Source organism: Streptomyces sp. NPDC002324 (assembly GCF_053593335.1).
Window position 1 is genome coordinate 80,593 of the sequence record NZ_JBSFCF010000022.1, and the last position, 14,548, is coordinate 95,140.

At 69.9% G+C, this 14,548-nt stretch carries 17 protein-coding genes; 13 read left to right on the forward strand and 4 right to left on the reverse strand.

The window, feature by feature from the left end:
- Positions 1-24: 24 nt before the first annotated feature.
- The 4 genes from ACWCRJ_RS26430 (at position 25) to ACWCRJ_RS26445 (ending at position 2,634) form a co-directional block, all read left to right on the forward strand.
- Entirely contained in the window at positions 25-684 is a 660-nt protein-coding gene (locus ACWCRJ_RS26430) for a hypothetical protein (RefSeq protein ID WP_450941630.1), read from the forward strand.
- Complete coding sequence (locus ACWCRJ_RS26435; protein WP_450941631.1) at positions 681-1,193, forward strand: hypothetical protein; 513 nt, start codon at positions 681-683, stop codon at positions 1,191-1,193. Before ACWCRJ_RS26430 ends, ACWCRJ_RS26435 begins: the two co-directional genes overlap by 4 nt.
- A 313-nt stretch (positions 1,194-1,506) precedes the next feature.
- Positions 1,507-2,064, forward strand: coding sequence for a GH25 family lysozyme (locus tag ACWCRJ_RS26440; RefSeq protein ID WP_450941632.1), 558 nt, complete (start codon positions 1,507-1,509; stop codon positions 2,062-2,064).
- 27 nt (positions 2,065-2,091) lie between these two features.
- A complete protein-coding gene (locus tag ACWCRJ_RS26445; RefSeq protein WP_450941633.1) occupies positions 2,092-2,634 on the forward strand; it encodes an MOSC domain-containing protein in 543 nt (180 codons plus the stop codon).
- Positions 2,635-2,663: 29 nt separating this feature from the next.
- Here ACWCRJ_RS26445 and ACWCRJ_RS26450 read toward each other — a convergent pair whose 3' ends face one another.
- From ACWCRJ_RS26450 to ACWCRJ_RS26465, 4 genes are all read right to left on the reverse strand, one after another.
- On the reverse strand, positions 2,664-3,074 hold the full coding sequence (locus ACWCRJ_RS26450) for a hypothetical protein (protein WP_450941634.1): 411 nt from the start codon (positions 3,072-3,074) through the stop codon (positions 2,664-2,666).
- Between the two features lie 18 nt (positions 3,075-3,092).
- A complete protein-coding gene (locus ACWCRJ_RS26455; RefSeq protein WP_450941635.1) occupies positions 3,093-3,818 on the reverse strand; it encodes an AAA family ATPase in 726 nt (241 codons plus the stop codon).
- A gap of 541 nt (positions 3,819-4,359) precedes the next feature.
- Positions 4,360-5,565: a 4-hydroxyphenylpyruvate dioxygenase gene (gene hppD / locus ACWCRJ_RS26460; protein WP_450941636.1), complete on the reverse strand. Its 1,206-nt coding sequence runs from the start codon at positions 5,563-5,565 to the stop codon at positions 4,360-4,362.
- Between the two features lie 231 nt (positions 5,566-5,796).
- Positions 5,797-6,468: an IclR family transcriptional regulator gene (locus ACWCRJ_RS26465; protein ID WP_450941637.1), complete on the reverse strand. Its 672-nt coding sequence runs from the start codon at positions 6,466-6,468 to the stop codon at positions 5,797-5,799.
- A gap of 229 nt (positions 6,469-6,697) precedes the next feature.
- Between ACWCRJ_RS26465 and ACWCRJ_RS26470 the strand changes: the two genes are divergently transcribed.
- The 9 genes from ACWCRJ_RS26470 to ACWCRJ_RS26510 all read left to right on the forward strand — a co-directional run bounded on the left by ACWCRJ_RS26470 (position 6,698) and on the right by ACWCRJ_RS26510 (position 14,546).
- Positions 6,698-7,879, forward strand: coding sequence for a homogentisate 1,2-dioxygenase (locus tag ACWCRJ_RS26470; protein WP_450941638.1), 1,182 nt, complete (start codon positions 6,698-6,700; stop codon positions 7,877-7,879).
- Positions 7,876-8,760: a hypothetical protein gene (locus ACWCRJ_RS26475; RefSeq protein ID WP_450941639.1), complete on the forward strand. Its 885-nt coding sequence runs from the start codon at positions 7,876-7,878 to the stop codon at positions 8,758-8,760. The genes ACWCRJ_RS26470 and ACWCRJ_RS26475 overlap by 4 nt, the downstream gene beginning before the upstream one ends.
- Positions 8,757-9,953 carry a fumarylacetoacetase gene (gene fahA / locus ACWCRJ_RS26480; protein ID WP_450941640.1) on the forward strand — a complete coding sequence of 399 codons (1,197 nt, stop codon included), beginning with the start codon at positions 8,757-8,759 and terminating at the stop codon, positions 9,951-9,953. Before ACWCRJ_RS26475 ends, fahA begins: the two co-directional genes overlap by 4 nt.
- A 160-nt stretch (positions 9,954-10,113) precedes the next feature.
- Positions 10,114-10,788, forward strand: a complete 675-nt coding sequence (locus ACWCRJ_RS26485; protein WP_450941641.1) for a DUF4389 domain-containing protein — start codon at positions 10,114-10,116, stop codon at positions 10,786-10,788.
- Positions 10,789-11,164: 376 nt separating this feature from the next.
- Positions 11,165-12,049, forward strand: a complete 885-nt coding sequence (locus ACWCRJ_RS26490; protein WP_450941642.1) for a universal stress protein — start codon at positions 11,165-11,167, stop codon at positions 12,047-12,049.
- Between the two features lie 200 nt (positions 12,050-12,249).
- On the forward strand, positions 12,250-12,726 hold the full coding sequence (locus tag ACWCRJ_RS26495) for a tautomerase family protein (RefSeq protein ID WP_450941643.1): 477 nt from the start codon (positions 12,250-12,252) through the stop codon (positions 12,724-12,726).
- 300 nt (positions 12,727-13,026) lie between these two features.
- A complete protein-coding gene (locus ACWCRJ_RS26500; RefSeq protein WP_450941644.1) occupies positions 13,027-13,413 on the forward strand; it encodes an NAD(P)-binding protein in 387 nt (128 codons plus the stop codon).
- Entirely contained in the window at positions 13,382-14,062 is a 681-nt protein-coding gene (locus tag ACWCRJ_RS26505) for a hypothetical protein (RefSeq protein WP_450941645.1), read from the forward strand. Before ACWCRJ_RS26500 ends, ACWCRJ_RS26505 begins: the two co-directional genes overlap by 32 nt.
- 160 nt (positions 14,063-14,222) lie before the next feature.
- The gene (locus ACWCRJ_RS26510) at positions 14,223-14,546 is read left to right on the forward strand and encodes a putative quinol monooxygenase (protein WP_450941646.1); all 324 of its coding nucleotides are present in this window, start codon (positions 14,223-14,225) and stop codon (positions 14,544-14,546) included.
- Positions 14,547-14,548: the final 2 nt, after the last annotated feature.

Genomic DNA, 14,548 nt, shown 5'->3' on the forward strand with positions numbered 1-14,548 from the left:
CTGGGTGCACGGGGGGAGGCGGTCATGTCGGATGCGCGTGGGGGCCGACAGAAACGGGTCGGCGTCGTCGTGGTGGTGTTCCGCCTGACCATGGCGGTGGTGATCACGCTCTACGCCCGGCGACCCTACGAGGAGATCGCCGTCGCCCGCGCCCGTGCCTCGGGGGCACTGGTACAAGCGGACGCCACCGTCGAGAAGCGAACCGAGGTGTGGCGAGGGTGGCACAGCGGCCTCGGAGGCAACACCCTCCTGGCCCTCTCCCCCCTGTTCATGGGCTATCTGAACGTCCTCGCGGTGACGGCGCGCGTCCGGAGGGCGCGTCGGAGAGGCATCAGCGTGGCCGACCCGATCAACTTCACCTTCGACATGGTGCTCGGCTTCATCGCCGGAGCGGTCGCCATCCTTGTGCGGGCCCTCATCCCCGGTCTGCTCGGCACCGACCAGCCCCGGTACTGGCCGCTCATCCCTGCCGCCACCACCATCACGGCCACGCTGCTCCTCATGCGCCAGACGCTCCGGTCCGACCCCATCGAAATCACCCCCGCCCCAGCCGGCGGCACCACCGCCGAGAGCAAGCCCCGCCCGGCTCTGACGCGTCCGGTCGAACGGCACGGTACGGAGAGCTTGCGACCGACCGGCAACGAGCCATGCCCTCTTCGGGCGTTGAAGGGAACCACCGCGTGACGATCTCCAACAGGCCTGCCCCCAGCGGCTGGAAACTGACCACCGCATACGTGCTGACGGGGGCGGCTTCAGTCCTCACCCTTTATGGGCTCTACCTCCTGGACTGGTTCCCTGAGCGCTTCGGGGAAGGCCGCATGTTCCTCGACTACCGTGCTGAGTACCTGTCGTTCCGCGCCAACGCCAGTCATCCGCAGGGGTGGAAGGCTTTGGGTGACGCCTACTTCCAGATCGGATACCTCTTCCAGACCGCCGCCTTCGTGCTGCTGCCCTTCGTCGTGGCGCGCACCAACCGGTGGCACTGGTTGGCGGCTCTCGCCGTGCTCGGAGCGGCGTGGCAGATGGGCGGCATGAGCGCCGCCGGGATCGTCAACACGACGTTCGCGCCGGCATTGGGCCCCCTTGCCGGATTCCTGGCCCTCCTCGGCTGGGGGCTCGCGCGCTGGGCGGTGGATGACGCCGGCCCATCTCCCGTGGCAGGAAGCCCCAGTGGGCGCACGCGCCACCGCTGATCACCTCGAAGCAGCTGTCACCGCCGGTCTTGCTCCACGTCGATGATCGACCGCCCGTGCGACCAGGTCCCGGCCGCACGGGCGGTCCACGCGGACGTCTTCGTCGCCGCCCAGTCCGCTGCGTCGACGCCCGGCTGTGCATGCGGGCATTCACCGCGGGGCGGCAGGCGGCAGGCGGCAGGCGGCTGGCGGCTGGCGGCTGGCGGCTGGCGACAGGGCCGGACGTGGTGACCATGAGGAGCGGAGGTTCCCGTCCGGGCATGTAGGGCATCATCAACTCCGATCCCCCACTCGCACTTCAGGGAGCCCCCACATGCTCCGTGGCATCGATGTCAGCGCCTACCAGTCCTCGTCCTACGACACGGACGGATACTCCTTCGTCTTCATCAAGGCGACGGAGGGCCGCTCCTACATCAACCCGAAACTCGCGGCCCAGACCAAGCACGCCCGTGACGCCGGCCTGGTCGTCGGCTTCTACCACTTCCTGTGGCCCGGCAACCTCACCGCCCAGGCCGAGTACTTCGCCGGACACGCCCCCGAGCAGGAGGGCGACATCCTCGCCGTGGACTGGGAGACCACCGGCGAGGGCACGCACGCGTCGAACGCCGAGAAGGACCAGTTCATCCGCAAGGTCAAGCGGCTGCGCCCGAACAACCGGGTCGTGCTGTACGCGAACCGGCACTACTGGCTGACGATCGACACGACGTCGTACGCCGGTGACGGCCTCTGGATCGCCGACTACGTCACGGCGGGCAAGCCCCGCATCAAGGCCAAGTGGCGCTTCCACCAGTACACGGACAACCCGCTGGACAAGAACGTGGCCGACTTCGCGAGCAAGGCGGCGCTGCGCACGTGGGCTGCGAACGCCTGACCGGCACCCCACTCGTAGGCTTACCCCATGGGTGGGACGATCGCTGCGGTCAGCAGCAACGGGACGTATTCGTTCAGCAAGCCGAACCGGGAGAGCATCACCTTGCTCGCCGAATTCGGCGTGGAGGGGGACGTTCACGGCGGGGCGACGGTGAAGCACCGTGGCCGGATGAGGAAGGACCCTTCGCAGCCCAATCTCCGTCAGGTTCATCTCCTGCACGAGGAACTGTTCGAGGAGGTGCGGCGGGCCGGGTTCGATGTGGCGGCGGGGGAACTCGGGGAGAACGTCACCACCCGGGGCATCGACCTGCTCGCGCTGCCCCGGGGGACGCGGCTGCGGCTCGGGGAGACAGCCGTCGTCGAGGTCACCGGGCTGCGCAACCCGTGCGCGCAGATCGACGGGTTCCAGAAGGGCCTGATGAAACAGGTCGTGGGACGGGACGAGCACGGCCGGCCCCGGTTCCGGTCCGGGATCATGGGCATCGTGGTGACGGGCGGCGTGGTGCACCCCGGGGACCCGGTGGACATCGGCCTGCCTGCAGGCCTGCACCAGGAGCTGGACATCGTCTGACCGGCAGTCCCCGGGGTGGGCGGCGGTCCTCAGCTGATTCCGGACGGACCGCAGGGCTGGGCCGCGTGGAGTGGCACAGCCAAGGTGAGCACAACGGTGACGGCGACCGTGGCGAGCCACACCGCGTACAGCGCCGCGGGCCTCGCCCGGCGACGCGAGATCACCCACGCGATCCACGCGGCCGCCGATCCGGCGGCAGGCGCGACCAGAAGGCACAGTGCCACCACGTTCCCCGAGACCGGATCCACGGGCGCGTTCGCCGTGCAGTAGTCGCTGTCGTTCGTCAGCGCGGTGCCCAGAACCACCAGGAAGATCCCGAGTGCCGACGCCGTCCAGGCCACGGCGGTCAGCACCCGGTACGGCACCCTGGGCCAGGACCGAAGGGCGCCCGCCAGCGCCACGCACATCAGCAGGAGCGGCACCGCCATCGTCTGCGTCACGTCCCCCAGGCCCGCTCGCTACTGGCTGACCTGGGGGTCGTCGGCCCAGTAGAACCCCTTGAACGCCGCGCACACCGAGGTGATGACCACCAGTGTGGCCAGCGCGTGCGCGTGCACACGGGCCCGAGGCGCGTCCGGGAACCACGCCGGCCAGAGGATGTCCCGGAACCGGCCGCTCGCCCCCCGGCCGACGGCAGCCCTGCGGAATTCTGGGGTCACCAGCCTCACGTCGACGGCACGGTAGAGGCCGAAGCGGTCACGCCCGTGCATACGCGCTGCCGAATCGCGTACCCCGTACAGCGCCGGTGCCGCCGCGTCCGGCACGGCGTCGGAGAGGAGAAAGGCTGGATCGGCATCGGCGAAGGCATCCGTGAACGGCTGGAACGGTGTGTGCCGCTCATACTCTGTGGCCCTTCCGCACAGCACGGTCAGCCCTCGACGCCGTGCCCGGGCGCAGAGTTCGCTCAGCAGGCGGCTCTTGCCCATGCCGGCGTCCGCGGCGATGTCGATCACGGACGGCACACCATCGCGACCGAGGCCGCCGATCACCGCATCAAGGCGCGCGAGTTCCTCGCCCCTGCCGATCAGCCGTGTTGCCGTCTCGTCCCACTCTGGCACCAACGCCCATTCCTCTTTCTCAGCCCGATCTGCCGCCACCCTCACCGAATCTTCCCAGTCCGACGGAAAGCGGCAGATTTGGCTTTGCGGCCTGCGGCACGGCACAGCCCGAGCGGCTTCCTGCACTCCGTCGTCCGCATGGCTCCGCGCGGAGTCGCTCCCACGCCGACGTCAGCCGACGGCCGCAGAGTCGAAGCGCGGCAGGCCGAAGGCGGAGCAGGACCTCGTCACGGCGAAGTGCCCGTGGCGGCCCCGCGGGGCAGCAGGACGAAGTCGGTTTGGGAGTCCGGTACGTCGAATCCGTGCTTGGTGCCCGACCGTGAGGAGATGACTCCCGTGTCCCGGGGGCTGGTCGCGCGAAGGCCGACTGTGCCCACATCGGTGCCCCAACTGCCGTGGGTGCTCAACCTGGGCACGGGACGGGCCGAGCAACTGCGGCTCGCCCAGCAGAATGCCGGACACGCCCTGCACCGAAGCGGCAGGCACCGAAGGGACAGGCGCCGGAGCGGCAGGCACCGAAGGGGCAGGCACCGAAGGGGCAGGCACCGAAGGGGCAGGTCACTGCCACCGTGCGGCTGGCGCGTGGCGCGCTGTCCGGCTGCGCAGTCCTCGCCCCTCCACGCTGCGCAGTCCTCGCCCCTCCGCATGGTGACGCCCCTTCTGTGCCCTAGAAGTTGCCGCGCCTCTCCTGCTCGCGCTCGATCGCCTCGAACAGGGCCTGGAAGTTGCCCTTGCCGAAGCCGAGAGAGCCATGGCGCTCGATGAACTCGAAGAACACCGTGGGCCGGTCACCGATCGGCTTGGTGAAGATCTGCAGCAGGTAGCCGTCCTCGTCGCGGTCGACGAGGATGCCGCGCGAGGCCAGTTCCTCGATGGGCACACGCACGTTGCCGATCCGGGCGCGCAGTTCCGGGTCGGTGTAGTAGCTGGCCGGCGTGGCGAGGAACTCGACGCCCTTGGACCGCAGCACGTCGACGGTCCTGATGATGTCGTTGGTGGCGAGGGCGAGGTGCTGGGCGCCGGGGCCACGGTAGAAGTCGAGGTACTCGTCGATCTGTGAACGCTTCTTCGCGATCGCCGGCTCGTTGAGGGGGAACTTCACCCGGTGGTTGCCGCTGGCGACGACCTTGCTCATGAGCGCCGAGTACTCGGTGGCGATGTCGTCCCCGATGAACTCGGCCATGTTGGTGAAGCCCATGACACGGTTGTAGAAGTCGACCCACTCGTCCATGTTGCCGAGTTCCACGTTGCCCACGACGTGGTCGAGTGCCTGGAAGATGCGCTTGGGCTCGCCCTCGGGCTTCACGTATCCGGAGCTACGGGCCACGTACCCGGGCAGATAGGGGCCGCCGTAACGGGAGCGGTCCACCAGGGTGTGGCGGGTCTCGCCGTAGGTCGCGATGGCCGCGGTGCGGACGGTGCCGTGTTCGTCGGTGGCGTCGTGCGGTTCCTCCAGCACGGTCGCGCCCTGCTTGCGGGCGTGCGCGACGCACCTGTCGACGTCGGGTACTTCGAGGGCGATGTCGATCACGCCGTCGCCGTGCCGGCGGTGGTGGTCGAGCAGCGGGCTGTCCGGGCTGACGCCGCCCTTGAGCACGAACCGGATCGCTCCGGAGCGGAGCACGAACGCGTGGTGGTCGCGGTTGCCTGTCTCCGGGCCGGAGTAGGCGACCAGCTCCATCCCGAAGACCGTCTGGAAATACAGCGCCGCCTGCGTCGCGTTGCCCACCGACCAGACCACCGCGTCCCACCCCGTCACCGGGAAGGGGTCGCCCTCGGCGTCGTACTCCACGAGACCGACCAGCTGCTTGAGCTGCTCAAGGTCGAGCTCCGCCAGCCGCTCCTGGCTCGTGAGGGTCTGCTCGATGCTCATGGGTCATCCCTTTCGGTGTGCGTGTTTCCAGCGCGTGGCGGTAGCAGACACCCGACTTCATCCTCTGCACAAGAGTGGCTCTCCGAGCTGTTCAAGCTGCTCAGTTTGCCTCCCTTCCTAGGGATCCCTCTATACAATCTGCCTAGTCGCGGGCGGGTGATCGTCATGCTCGCGGAGATGCCGCCGGGCGGGCGGTCTCCCCGTGTCGCGCTCCTCTGCCCCCCGACACGGTCAAGCCGTGCTCAGCGACGCCAGCCGCGAGGCCGCCGCCCGCACCCGGACGGCGACGGACTCGATGTCGAACTCGTGCATGGCCACCACGCCGACCGAGGCGCCCACCGCGCCCGGGACCTCGAATCCCACCGCGATCCCGGTGGCGCCCTGCTGGAGTTGTCCCGAGGTGACGCTGTAGCCCAGCTCCCGGGCCCGCGCGATCTCCTCGGGCTCGTCCGGCAGGGGCTGCTGCAGCGCGAGGATGGCGACGCCGTTCGCGCCCCTTTCCAGTGGATGCCGTACACCGATGCGGTAGCCCACCTGGACCGGCCCCTGGTGGACGGTCGGCTGTGCTCCCGCCACCGGAACGCACTCCCCCGCACCGTGCGCCAGCGTCAGAAAGGCCGAGGCGCCGGTGACGTCGGCGAGTTCCTGCAGAACCGGCTGGGCCGCCGGTACCAGCTGATGCTGGAAACGCCCCGCCAGGGTGGCGGCGCCCGCGCCGAGCCGCACCCGCTTGCCCTGCCGGGAGACCAGCGCGTGCTCCTCCAGTGTCTGCACGATCCGGTAGGCGACGGCCCGATCGATCTCCAGTCGCGCCGCCAGGTCCGCCACCGTCAGGCCGTCGGCCGCCAGGGAGATCAGATCCAGAGCCCGAAGCCCGCGATCCAGACCTTGCAGGGTGGCCATCAGCACCTCCTGATCCCGCGGCGGCACACGCACGCGCGGAAGTCGACAGATCTTCTTCGGGCGCCACGCTAGGCCACGTCACACCGATGGGCGGCCCCGTGCCGTAAGACCGACCTTGACTGAGCCGCCGCCAAGACCCTACTTTCAGATTGTTTCCCCCAATGCACAAAAATGTGCGCTGAGCGCACACAATGCGCGGCACCGCCACTCCGAACCCGAGGAGAGAGACATGCCGTACTACCACCGGGCGGGCGCGGTTCCGTCGAAGCGTCACACCCAGCACCGAGACCCGGACGGGAACCTCTACTACGAGGAGCTGATGGGCGAGGAGGGCTTCTCCTCGGACTCCTCGCTGCTCTATCACCGGCACATTCCCTCGGCGGTGCGGGAGTACCGGGTATGGGACGTCGGGGACCAGACCCTGGTGCCGAACCATCCCCTGCTGCCCCGTCACCTCGCCACGCACAAGCTGTTCACCGAGGGCCGGTGCGGCATCGACGCGGTGACCGGCCGCAGGCTGCTGCTGGGCAACGAGGACGTACGCCTGGCGTATGTCGTGGCCGACGCGGTCAGCCCGTACTACCGCAACGCGATCGGCGACGAGTGTCTGTACGTCGAGGACGGGCGGGCGCGCGTGGAGACGGTCTTCGGGGATCTGGAGGTCGGCGACGGAGACTATGTGATCGTCCCGAGGGCGACCACGCACCAGATCGTGCCCGACGGGGTCGTACGGATCTACGTGACCGAGGCGAACTCGCACATCGGGCCCGCGCGCCGCTACCTGTCCCAGCGCGGTCAGCTCCTGGAGCACGCGCCGTTCTGCGAGCGCGACTTCCGACTCCCTGACGGGCCGAGGCTCGTCGACGGCGAGAACGTCGAGGTGTACATCAAGCACCGCGGGCCGGGCAGCGTCGTAGGGACCGTCCACACCCTGCCGCACCACCCCTTCGACGTCGTCGGCTGGGACGGCTGCCTCTACCCGTACGTGTTCAACATCCGTGACTTCGAGCCGATCACGGGCCGGGTCCACCAGCCTCCGCCGGCACACCAGGTCTTCGAGGGCCACAACTTCGTGATCTGCAACTTCGTGCCGCGCAAGGTGGACTACCACCCCCTGTCCGTTCCGGTGCCGTACTACCACTCCAACGTCGACTCCGACGAGGTCATGTTCTACTGCGGCGGGGACTACGAGGCGCGCAAGGGCTCCGGCATCGGTCCGGGCTCCATCTCCCTGCACCCGGGCGGACATCCCCACGGTCCCCAGCCGGGCGCGATGGAGCGGTCCATCGGGGCGGAGTTCTTCGACGAACTCGCGGTCATGGTCGACACCTTCCGTCCCCTCCAACTCGGCGAGGCCGCTCGCGCGACGGACGACGGGACGTACGCCTACTCCTGGGAGCGGAACCGATGAACGCCCCACCGACACCCGGGGTCCCGGTCCCCCCGGTGCTCGCCGGCCTGTTCGACGACGCGGCGGTCTTCCCGCCCGGCAGCCTGCCCCTCGAGCAGGCCGTCCCGGCCCATGTGCGGCACACCCGCAGCGCCCACGCGAAGCTGGTCGGCGCGTTCGTCCTGGCCGCCCAGGACATCACCCGGCTCGCCGAGCCGACCATCGCCCTCCCCGAGCACTCCTTCGACCTCTCGGTGACCGTCGCGCTCCCGGATGTCTCCGACGCCCTCACCGCGGCGCACCGGATCCCGGCCGTGCGGCTGGTCGGTCTGGAGGTGGCCGTACCGGACGGCGTCGGCGCCGACACGGTCGTGCCCGCGCTGGCCGAGGCGATCGACGACGACACCGACCTCAGCGTCTATGTCGAGGTGCCGCGCGACGCCCGGCGCGAGCCGCTGCTCGCCGCACTCGCCGGGACCCCTTACCTGGCCAAGTTCCGGACCGGAGGCGTACGCGCCGACCTCTACCCGGACGAGCGCGAACTCGCCGCGGCCGTCCTGGCCGCGGTGCGGGCCGGGGTGTCGTTCAAGGCGACCGCAGGACTGCACCACGCCCTGCGCAACACGGACCCGGAGACCGGATTCGAACAGCATGGGTTCCTCAACCTGCTCGTGGCCACCGACGCGGCCCTGCGGGGTGCCGTGGAGGAGGAGTTGGTCCGCCTGCTGGCCGACCGTGACGGCGACCGGATCGCCGCGCGGGTGCGCGCCCTGTCGCCCCGGGTCCGTGACCTGTTCCGCTCCTTCGGCACCTGCTCCGTGGCCGAACCCGCCGCCGAGTCGGCCGGGTTGGGACTCCTGCCCGCCACGACGATCGCCGACCTGACCGAGGTGTCCGCATGACCAGCACCACCCCGTTGACCGTCCCGGCCGAGTCACTGTTCGGCCTCACCAACCTGCCCTACGGCGTCTACTCGGCGCCCGGACGGGAACCGCGCGTGGCGACCCGCTACGGCGACCACGTCGTGGACCTGGCCGTCCTGCTGGGCGACGACGTCTTCGCCCGCCCGAGCCTGAACGCCTTCATGGCGCAGGGCCACACACGCTGGGTCGAGGTCCGGGCCGCGATCACCGAGCGGCTTCGGGGCGAGGTTCCCGCCGAGGCGGTCCACGACCTGGGCGCGGTGACGCTGCACCTGCCGTTCGAGGTCGCCGACTACGTCGACTTCTACGCCTCCGAGCACCACGCCTCGAACCTGGGCAGGCTCTTCCGGCCCGACAACCCCGACCCGCTGATGCCGAACTGGAAGCACCTTCCGGTCGGCTACCACGGCCGCGCGGCCTCGGTCGTCGTCTCGGGCACCGACATCGTCCGGCCCTCCGGGCAGCGCAAGGGCCCTCAGGACCCGGCGCCGGTCTTCGGACCCTCGACCCGCCTCGACATCGAGGCCGAGCTCGGCTTCGTCCTCGGCACCGGCAGCGCCATGGGCGACCGTATCGCCGCCGAGGACGCGGAGCGCCACATCTTCGGGGTGGTGCTCTTCAACGACTGGTCCGCGCGCGACATCCAGGCCTGGGAGTACGTCCCGCTCGGCCCCAACCTGGGCAAGTCGTTCGCCTCCACGATCTCCCCATGGGTGGTGCCGCTGCTCGCCCTGGACGCCGCCCGGGTCCCGGTTCCGGCCCAGGAGCCGGCCGTGCTGCCGTATCTGCGGATGGAGCGGCCGTGGGGCCTCGACATCGACCTCACGGTCTCCTGGAACGGTCAGATCGTCTCCCGGCCGCCGTACGCCGCGATGTACTGGTCCCCCGCCCAGATGCTGGCCCACCAGACCGTCAACGGGGCACCCTCCCGCACCGGCGACCTGTTCGCGTCCGGCACCGTCTCCGGTCCGCGGAAGGATCAGCGCGGTGCCTTCATCGAGCTGACCTGGGGCGGGCAGGAACCCCTCACCGTCAACGGTCGGCAGCGCACGTTCCTGGAGGACGGGGACGAGATCGTCCTGGCCGCCACGGCGCCGGGCGCCGACGGAACCCGCCTCGGCTTCGGCGAGGCCCGCGGCCGGATCACCAGCGGCAAGCGGGAGGCGTACTGAGTCGGAGAGGGCTCGGCCACGGGAGCGGTGGCCGGCAGCGACCGGCGCGGGCAGGCGCGAGGGCAGGATGTGTCCTGCCCTCGCGGCGTCCGGCGGAAGCGGCCACGCTGGTCATGAGCCCACACCGGCGGATCTCCGTCGGGCCAAGGAGCTGATCTCCATGACGAACCAGGTGGCATTCTCGGACCCTCCGGTCCGACCGGTCCAGGTGAACGCGCGTGTCGACGCGCCACTGTCCCGATGGTTGTGGCTCGTCAAATGGATCCTCGCCATCCCGCACTACGTCGTGCTGTTCTTCCTGTGGATCGCCTTCGGCGTGGTGACCGTGATCGCGTTCTTCGCCATCCTGTTCACCGAGCGTTACCCCCGCGCGTTGTTCGACTTCAACGTGGGGGTGATGCGCTGGAGTTGGCGGGTCTCCTACTACGCGTACGACGCCCTCGGCACCGATCGGTATCCGCCTTTCAGCCTGGGCGAGGAACCGGACTACCCGGCCCGGCTGGACATCGCCTACCCGGAGCGACTCTCGCGCGGCCTGGTGCTGGTGAAGTGGTGGCTGCTGGCGATCCCGCACTACCTGGTCGTCGGGTTCTTCCTCGGCGGCGCCCACTTCGGTTGGTGGTCAGGCGGCCTGATCGGCCTGCTGACGGTCATCGCGGCCGTGATCCTGGCCTTCACCGAGAAGTATCCGAAGGACCTGTTCGACCTGATCATCGGGCTCAACCGGTGGGTCCTGCGGGTCTCGGCCTACGCCGCTCTGATGACGGACGCGTACCCACCCTTCCGCCTGGACCTGGGCGGCGCGGAGGAGACCACTCGGGAAACGCGGACCTGATCGCCCGGTATCGGCGATCAGCGCCTCGAAGCGCTGTCCGATCCGGTCCGGTGTCGGGGCGGGCATCCGAGACGCGGACCGGGACGAGTTCGTTCAGACGTCGCGTGATCGACAAGGCCCGACGCATCCCGGCGTACCCGCGCGTGGCGGTTGACCGGCGGCCCGGTCCACCGCTGCCGGAGCCCTCCTCGCGTGTCCGTTTTCGCTGGTCCGCCGGGTGCACATGCGCCGGGGAGGGGAATGGGGTAATCCTCGAAGGAGACAACGCGTCTCACTAGGCACGCCGGCGACATCCGGACCTCCACGTATCGGACTCGCTCACCGTCACCCACATGCACTGTCGTTTCCAGCTTCGTACGAGACGGAGGCCGCCGCCATGCAACCCGTTGTCACCGTGGGCCTGGACGGCTCACCCGAGAGCCTTGCCGCCGCCCGCTGGGCCGCCGACGAGGCCGAGAAGCGCAAGCTGACCCTGCGACTGCTGCATGCGTGGCCGCTGCTGGCGCCGGAACCGGCCCGCGTTCCCTCGGAGGTCGACCAGAACTACTGGGCGAAGCGTCTCGTCCACACCGCGCGGGCGGAGCTCCAGACCCGCCATCCGGGGCTGCTGGTCGTGGGGAGCCTGGTCTCCGACGACGCCCAGAGCGCCCTGCTCCAGGCGGCTGCGGAGTCCGAGATGACCGTGCTCGGCTCGCGGAGGCTCGAGTCGGTGGAGAGCTACTTCCTCGGAGACATCAGTCTGCCGGTCGTCGCACGGGCCCAGCGGCCGGTCATCCTCGTCCGCGCCGACGCCCGGCAGGGGCGGGCCGGGGACCAGGAGCCCGCTCAGGCAGCCGCGAGCCGCGTGGTCGTGGCCCTGAAACTGCACCACTCCTCCGACGAACTGCTGGACTTCGCCTTCCACTCCGCCGCCGCGAGGGGCGTCCCGCTGCTGGCCGTCCACGGGCGGAGCGTGCCGCTCCACGCACGCATGCCCTGGGGTGTGGACCACGAGGTCACCGAGGAACTGACCGGGGACGCGCGAAAGCTGCTGGACAAGGCGCTACAGCCCTGGCGCGAGAAGTACCCGCAGGTGGAAGTGGAGGACAGTGTGCGTCTGGCCGGCCACGCCAAGGCCGTCATGCACGCCGCCGAGGACGCCTCGCTCCTGGTGGTGGGCCGCAGTGCGCATCGCCATGGGCTGGGATCCCATCTGGGCCACGTGGTGCAGGCAGCCCTCCATCATGTGCGGTGCCCGGTGGCCGTCGTCCCCCACAGCTGAGGCCGGCCGGCTACCCGCCCGTCGCGCCGAACCTGTCCCGGTCTCTACCAGCGCCTCTCCCCCGGCCCCTTTCGACCGCCGCGACGCGTCCCACTCCCCCGCGCTCGCGGCTCGGTCATGACCTTCCCCTGTCGCGAGGGCAGTCCTGGCCAGGCCGTGTACCCTGAAGCCTCCTATAACGACTGTCATAAGAGGTAGTCATGACCATCATCACCGTGAACGCCCCGACGGGCCGCCTGAGCCGGGAGCAGCGCCGCAAGCTGGCCGAGACGCTGACGGACGCGGTCCTCGTGCCCGAGGTGGGGCAGTTCGCTCCGCCCGCGCGGGTCGGGTTCCAGGTGCATTTCATCGAACGTGAGCCCGACATGATGGCGATCGGTGGTCGGCTTCTCGCCGATATCGGCCCGGACGCGGACGTCATGGCGATCGACGTGGCGGTGATGGACGGAGACTGGCGGCAGGAGGTCAGGACCGCAGTCATCGAGCGTGTCCTGGCTGCGCTGGCCGACGCCTGCGGCCTGTCGGAGCCGTCTCCCACCTGGTGGGTCAACTTCCGCGTCATCGACGAGGGCAGTTGGGGCTCCAGCGGTGGCGTGCTGTCCGTTCTCTCCCTCCTCGACAGCGGGGTGTTCACCGAGGAGAAGGCCAAGATCATCCGCGCCGCGCTCAGCGGGTGACCCCCTCCCGTACGTCCACGCGCAGCGAGCCGGCGGATGCACGGGTCACCGACAGGATTCCACCGTGCGGCTCGCACACCGTCACCTGGCCGGCGTACGCCACCAGCCACGCCGGCCCGCTCGGCTTACGAAGAGGGGTCGCGGAGACACATGCAGAGGGCAATCCGGGCCGCCGCCATCCGCGGCATCGATCGGCTGATCGACGACCTCGGTGGCGGCGGGGCGGCGTTGCCGGCCGAGTTCGATTCTTTGTCGCCCAGGGTCAAGCGGCACCCTCGGACCGCTTCCATACTCGGGGCCATGGCTCACTCCCCACCCCCGATCCCGCTGCCCGGCCACGTCGACGTCCTGATCGTGGGCGCGGGGATCTCCGGCATCGACGCCGCGTACCGAGCGCAGTCGCGATGTCCCGACCGGTCGAACGCCGTGCTGGAGTCCCGCGCGTCCCTGGGTGGGACATGGGATCTGTTCCGGCATCCGGCGTCCGCGCCGGCTCCGACATCCGCACACTCGGTTTCCCGTTCCAGCCCTGGACCGGCGAGAACTCCCTGGCCGACGGGGACGAGATCCTCGGCTACCTGCGGAGCACGGTGGACCGGTTCGGCATCGACCGACACCTGCACTGCGGGCGCGGACCCTGCTCACGAAGGCCGCCGTGCGTCGGATCGGCGAGGACGCGGTCCGTGAGCACTTCACTCCGTCGCACGCGCCGTGGGACCAGAGGGGGTGCATCACCGCCGACGCGGACCTGTCCAACGCGATCAGGCGCGAAGAGGTCGACGTCGTCACCGATCACGTCGACAGTTTCGTCGCCGAGGGGATCCGGCTGCGGTCGGGCAGGGTGCTGCCGGCCGACATCGTGGTGACAGCGACCGGCCTGCGCATTCCGGCGTTCGGCCACATCGAGGTGAGCGTCGACGGCGAGCCGGTCGGCCCCGCGCGTCACCTGCTGTGGCGGGGCACCATGCTCAGCGGCGTGCCGAACTTCGCGCTCTGCTTCGGCTACGTCAACCTCTCCTGGAGCATGCGGGCAGACCTCACCGCGCGACTGGTGTGCCGCGTCCTCGACCACATGCGCCGCGCGGACCTCGCGGCGATCACTCCGGCCGCGGAGCCCGGCATCCGGGAACGGCCCATGATCGAGCCGGCGTCCGGCTACGTGCGGAGGGGCATCCGGAGCTTTCCCCGACAGGGCCACCGCGCCCCGTGGCGGATGCGTCAGACCTGTCTGCTCGACGCGGCGGACATCGCGCGCGCTACCCTCCGCCGCGAGCTGCGTGGCACGCCACACGCCTCGCTGCGGCCGATCGGCGACGACCCCCGACGAGGAGACTGACCACGGCACGACGAGGTGCCGCCAGCCAGGCCGTTCTCCCAGGTCCACGGTGTGATGGCACCGCCGACAACAACCTGCGATCGACCAGCCGTTGTGACACGGCAGGTGCGACGTCTGCCATGATTATGACGAACGTTATAACGAGAGAAAGAGGTAACCCATGGCCGAGCCGGTGGTCCTGGTCGCGACGATGGTCGCCAAGCCGGGCCAGGAAGAACTGATCGAGAAGACGTTGACGGCGGCGCTGCCCAGGGTCCATGCCGAACCCGGATGCCTGCGGTACGCGCTGCACCGCAAGGCGGGCACCACCGGCGAGTTCGTCATGATCGAGAAGTGGGCTTCCCGTGAGGCTCTGGGCGCGCACATGAAGGGCGTCGTGATGCGGGAGATCGGCGGCGCCCTCGCCCAGGCGCTGGCCGGAGCGCCGGACATGGTCTTCCTGGACGCGCTCCCCGCTGGAGATCAGGACCGCGGCGCCGTCTGACC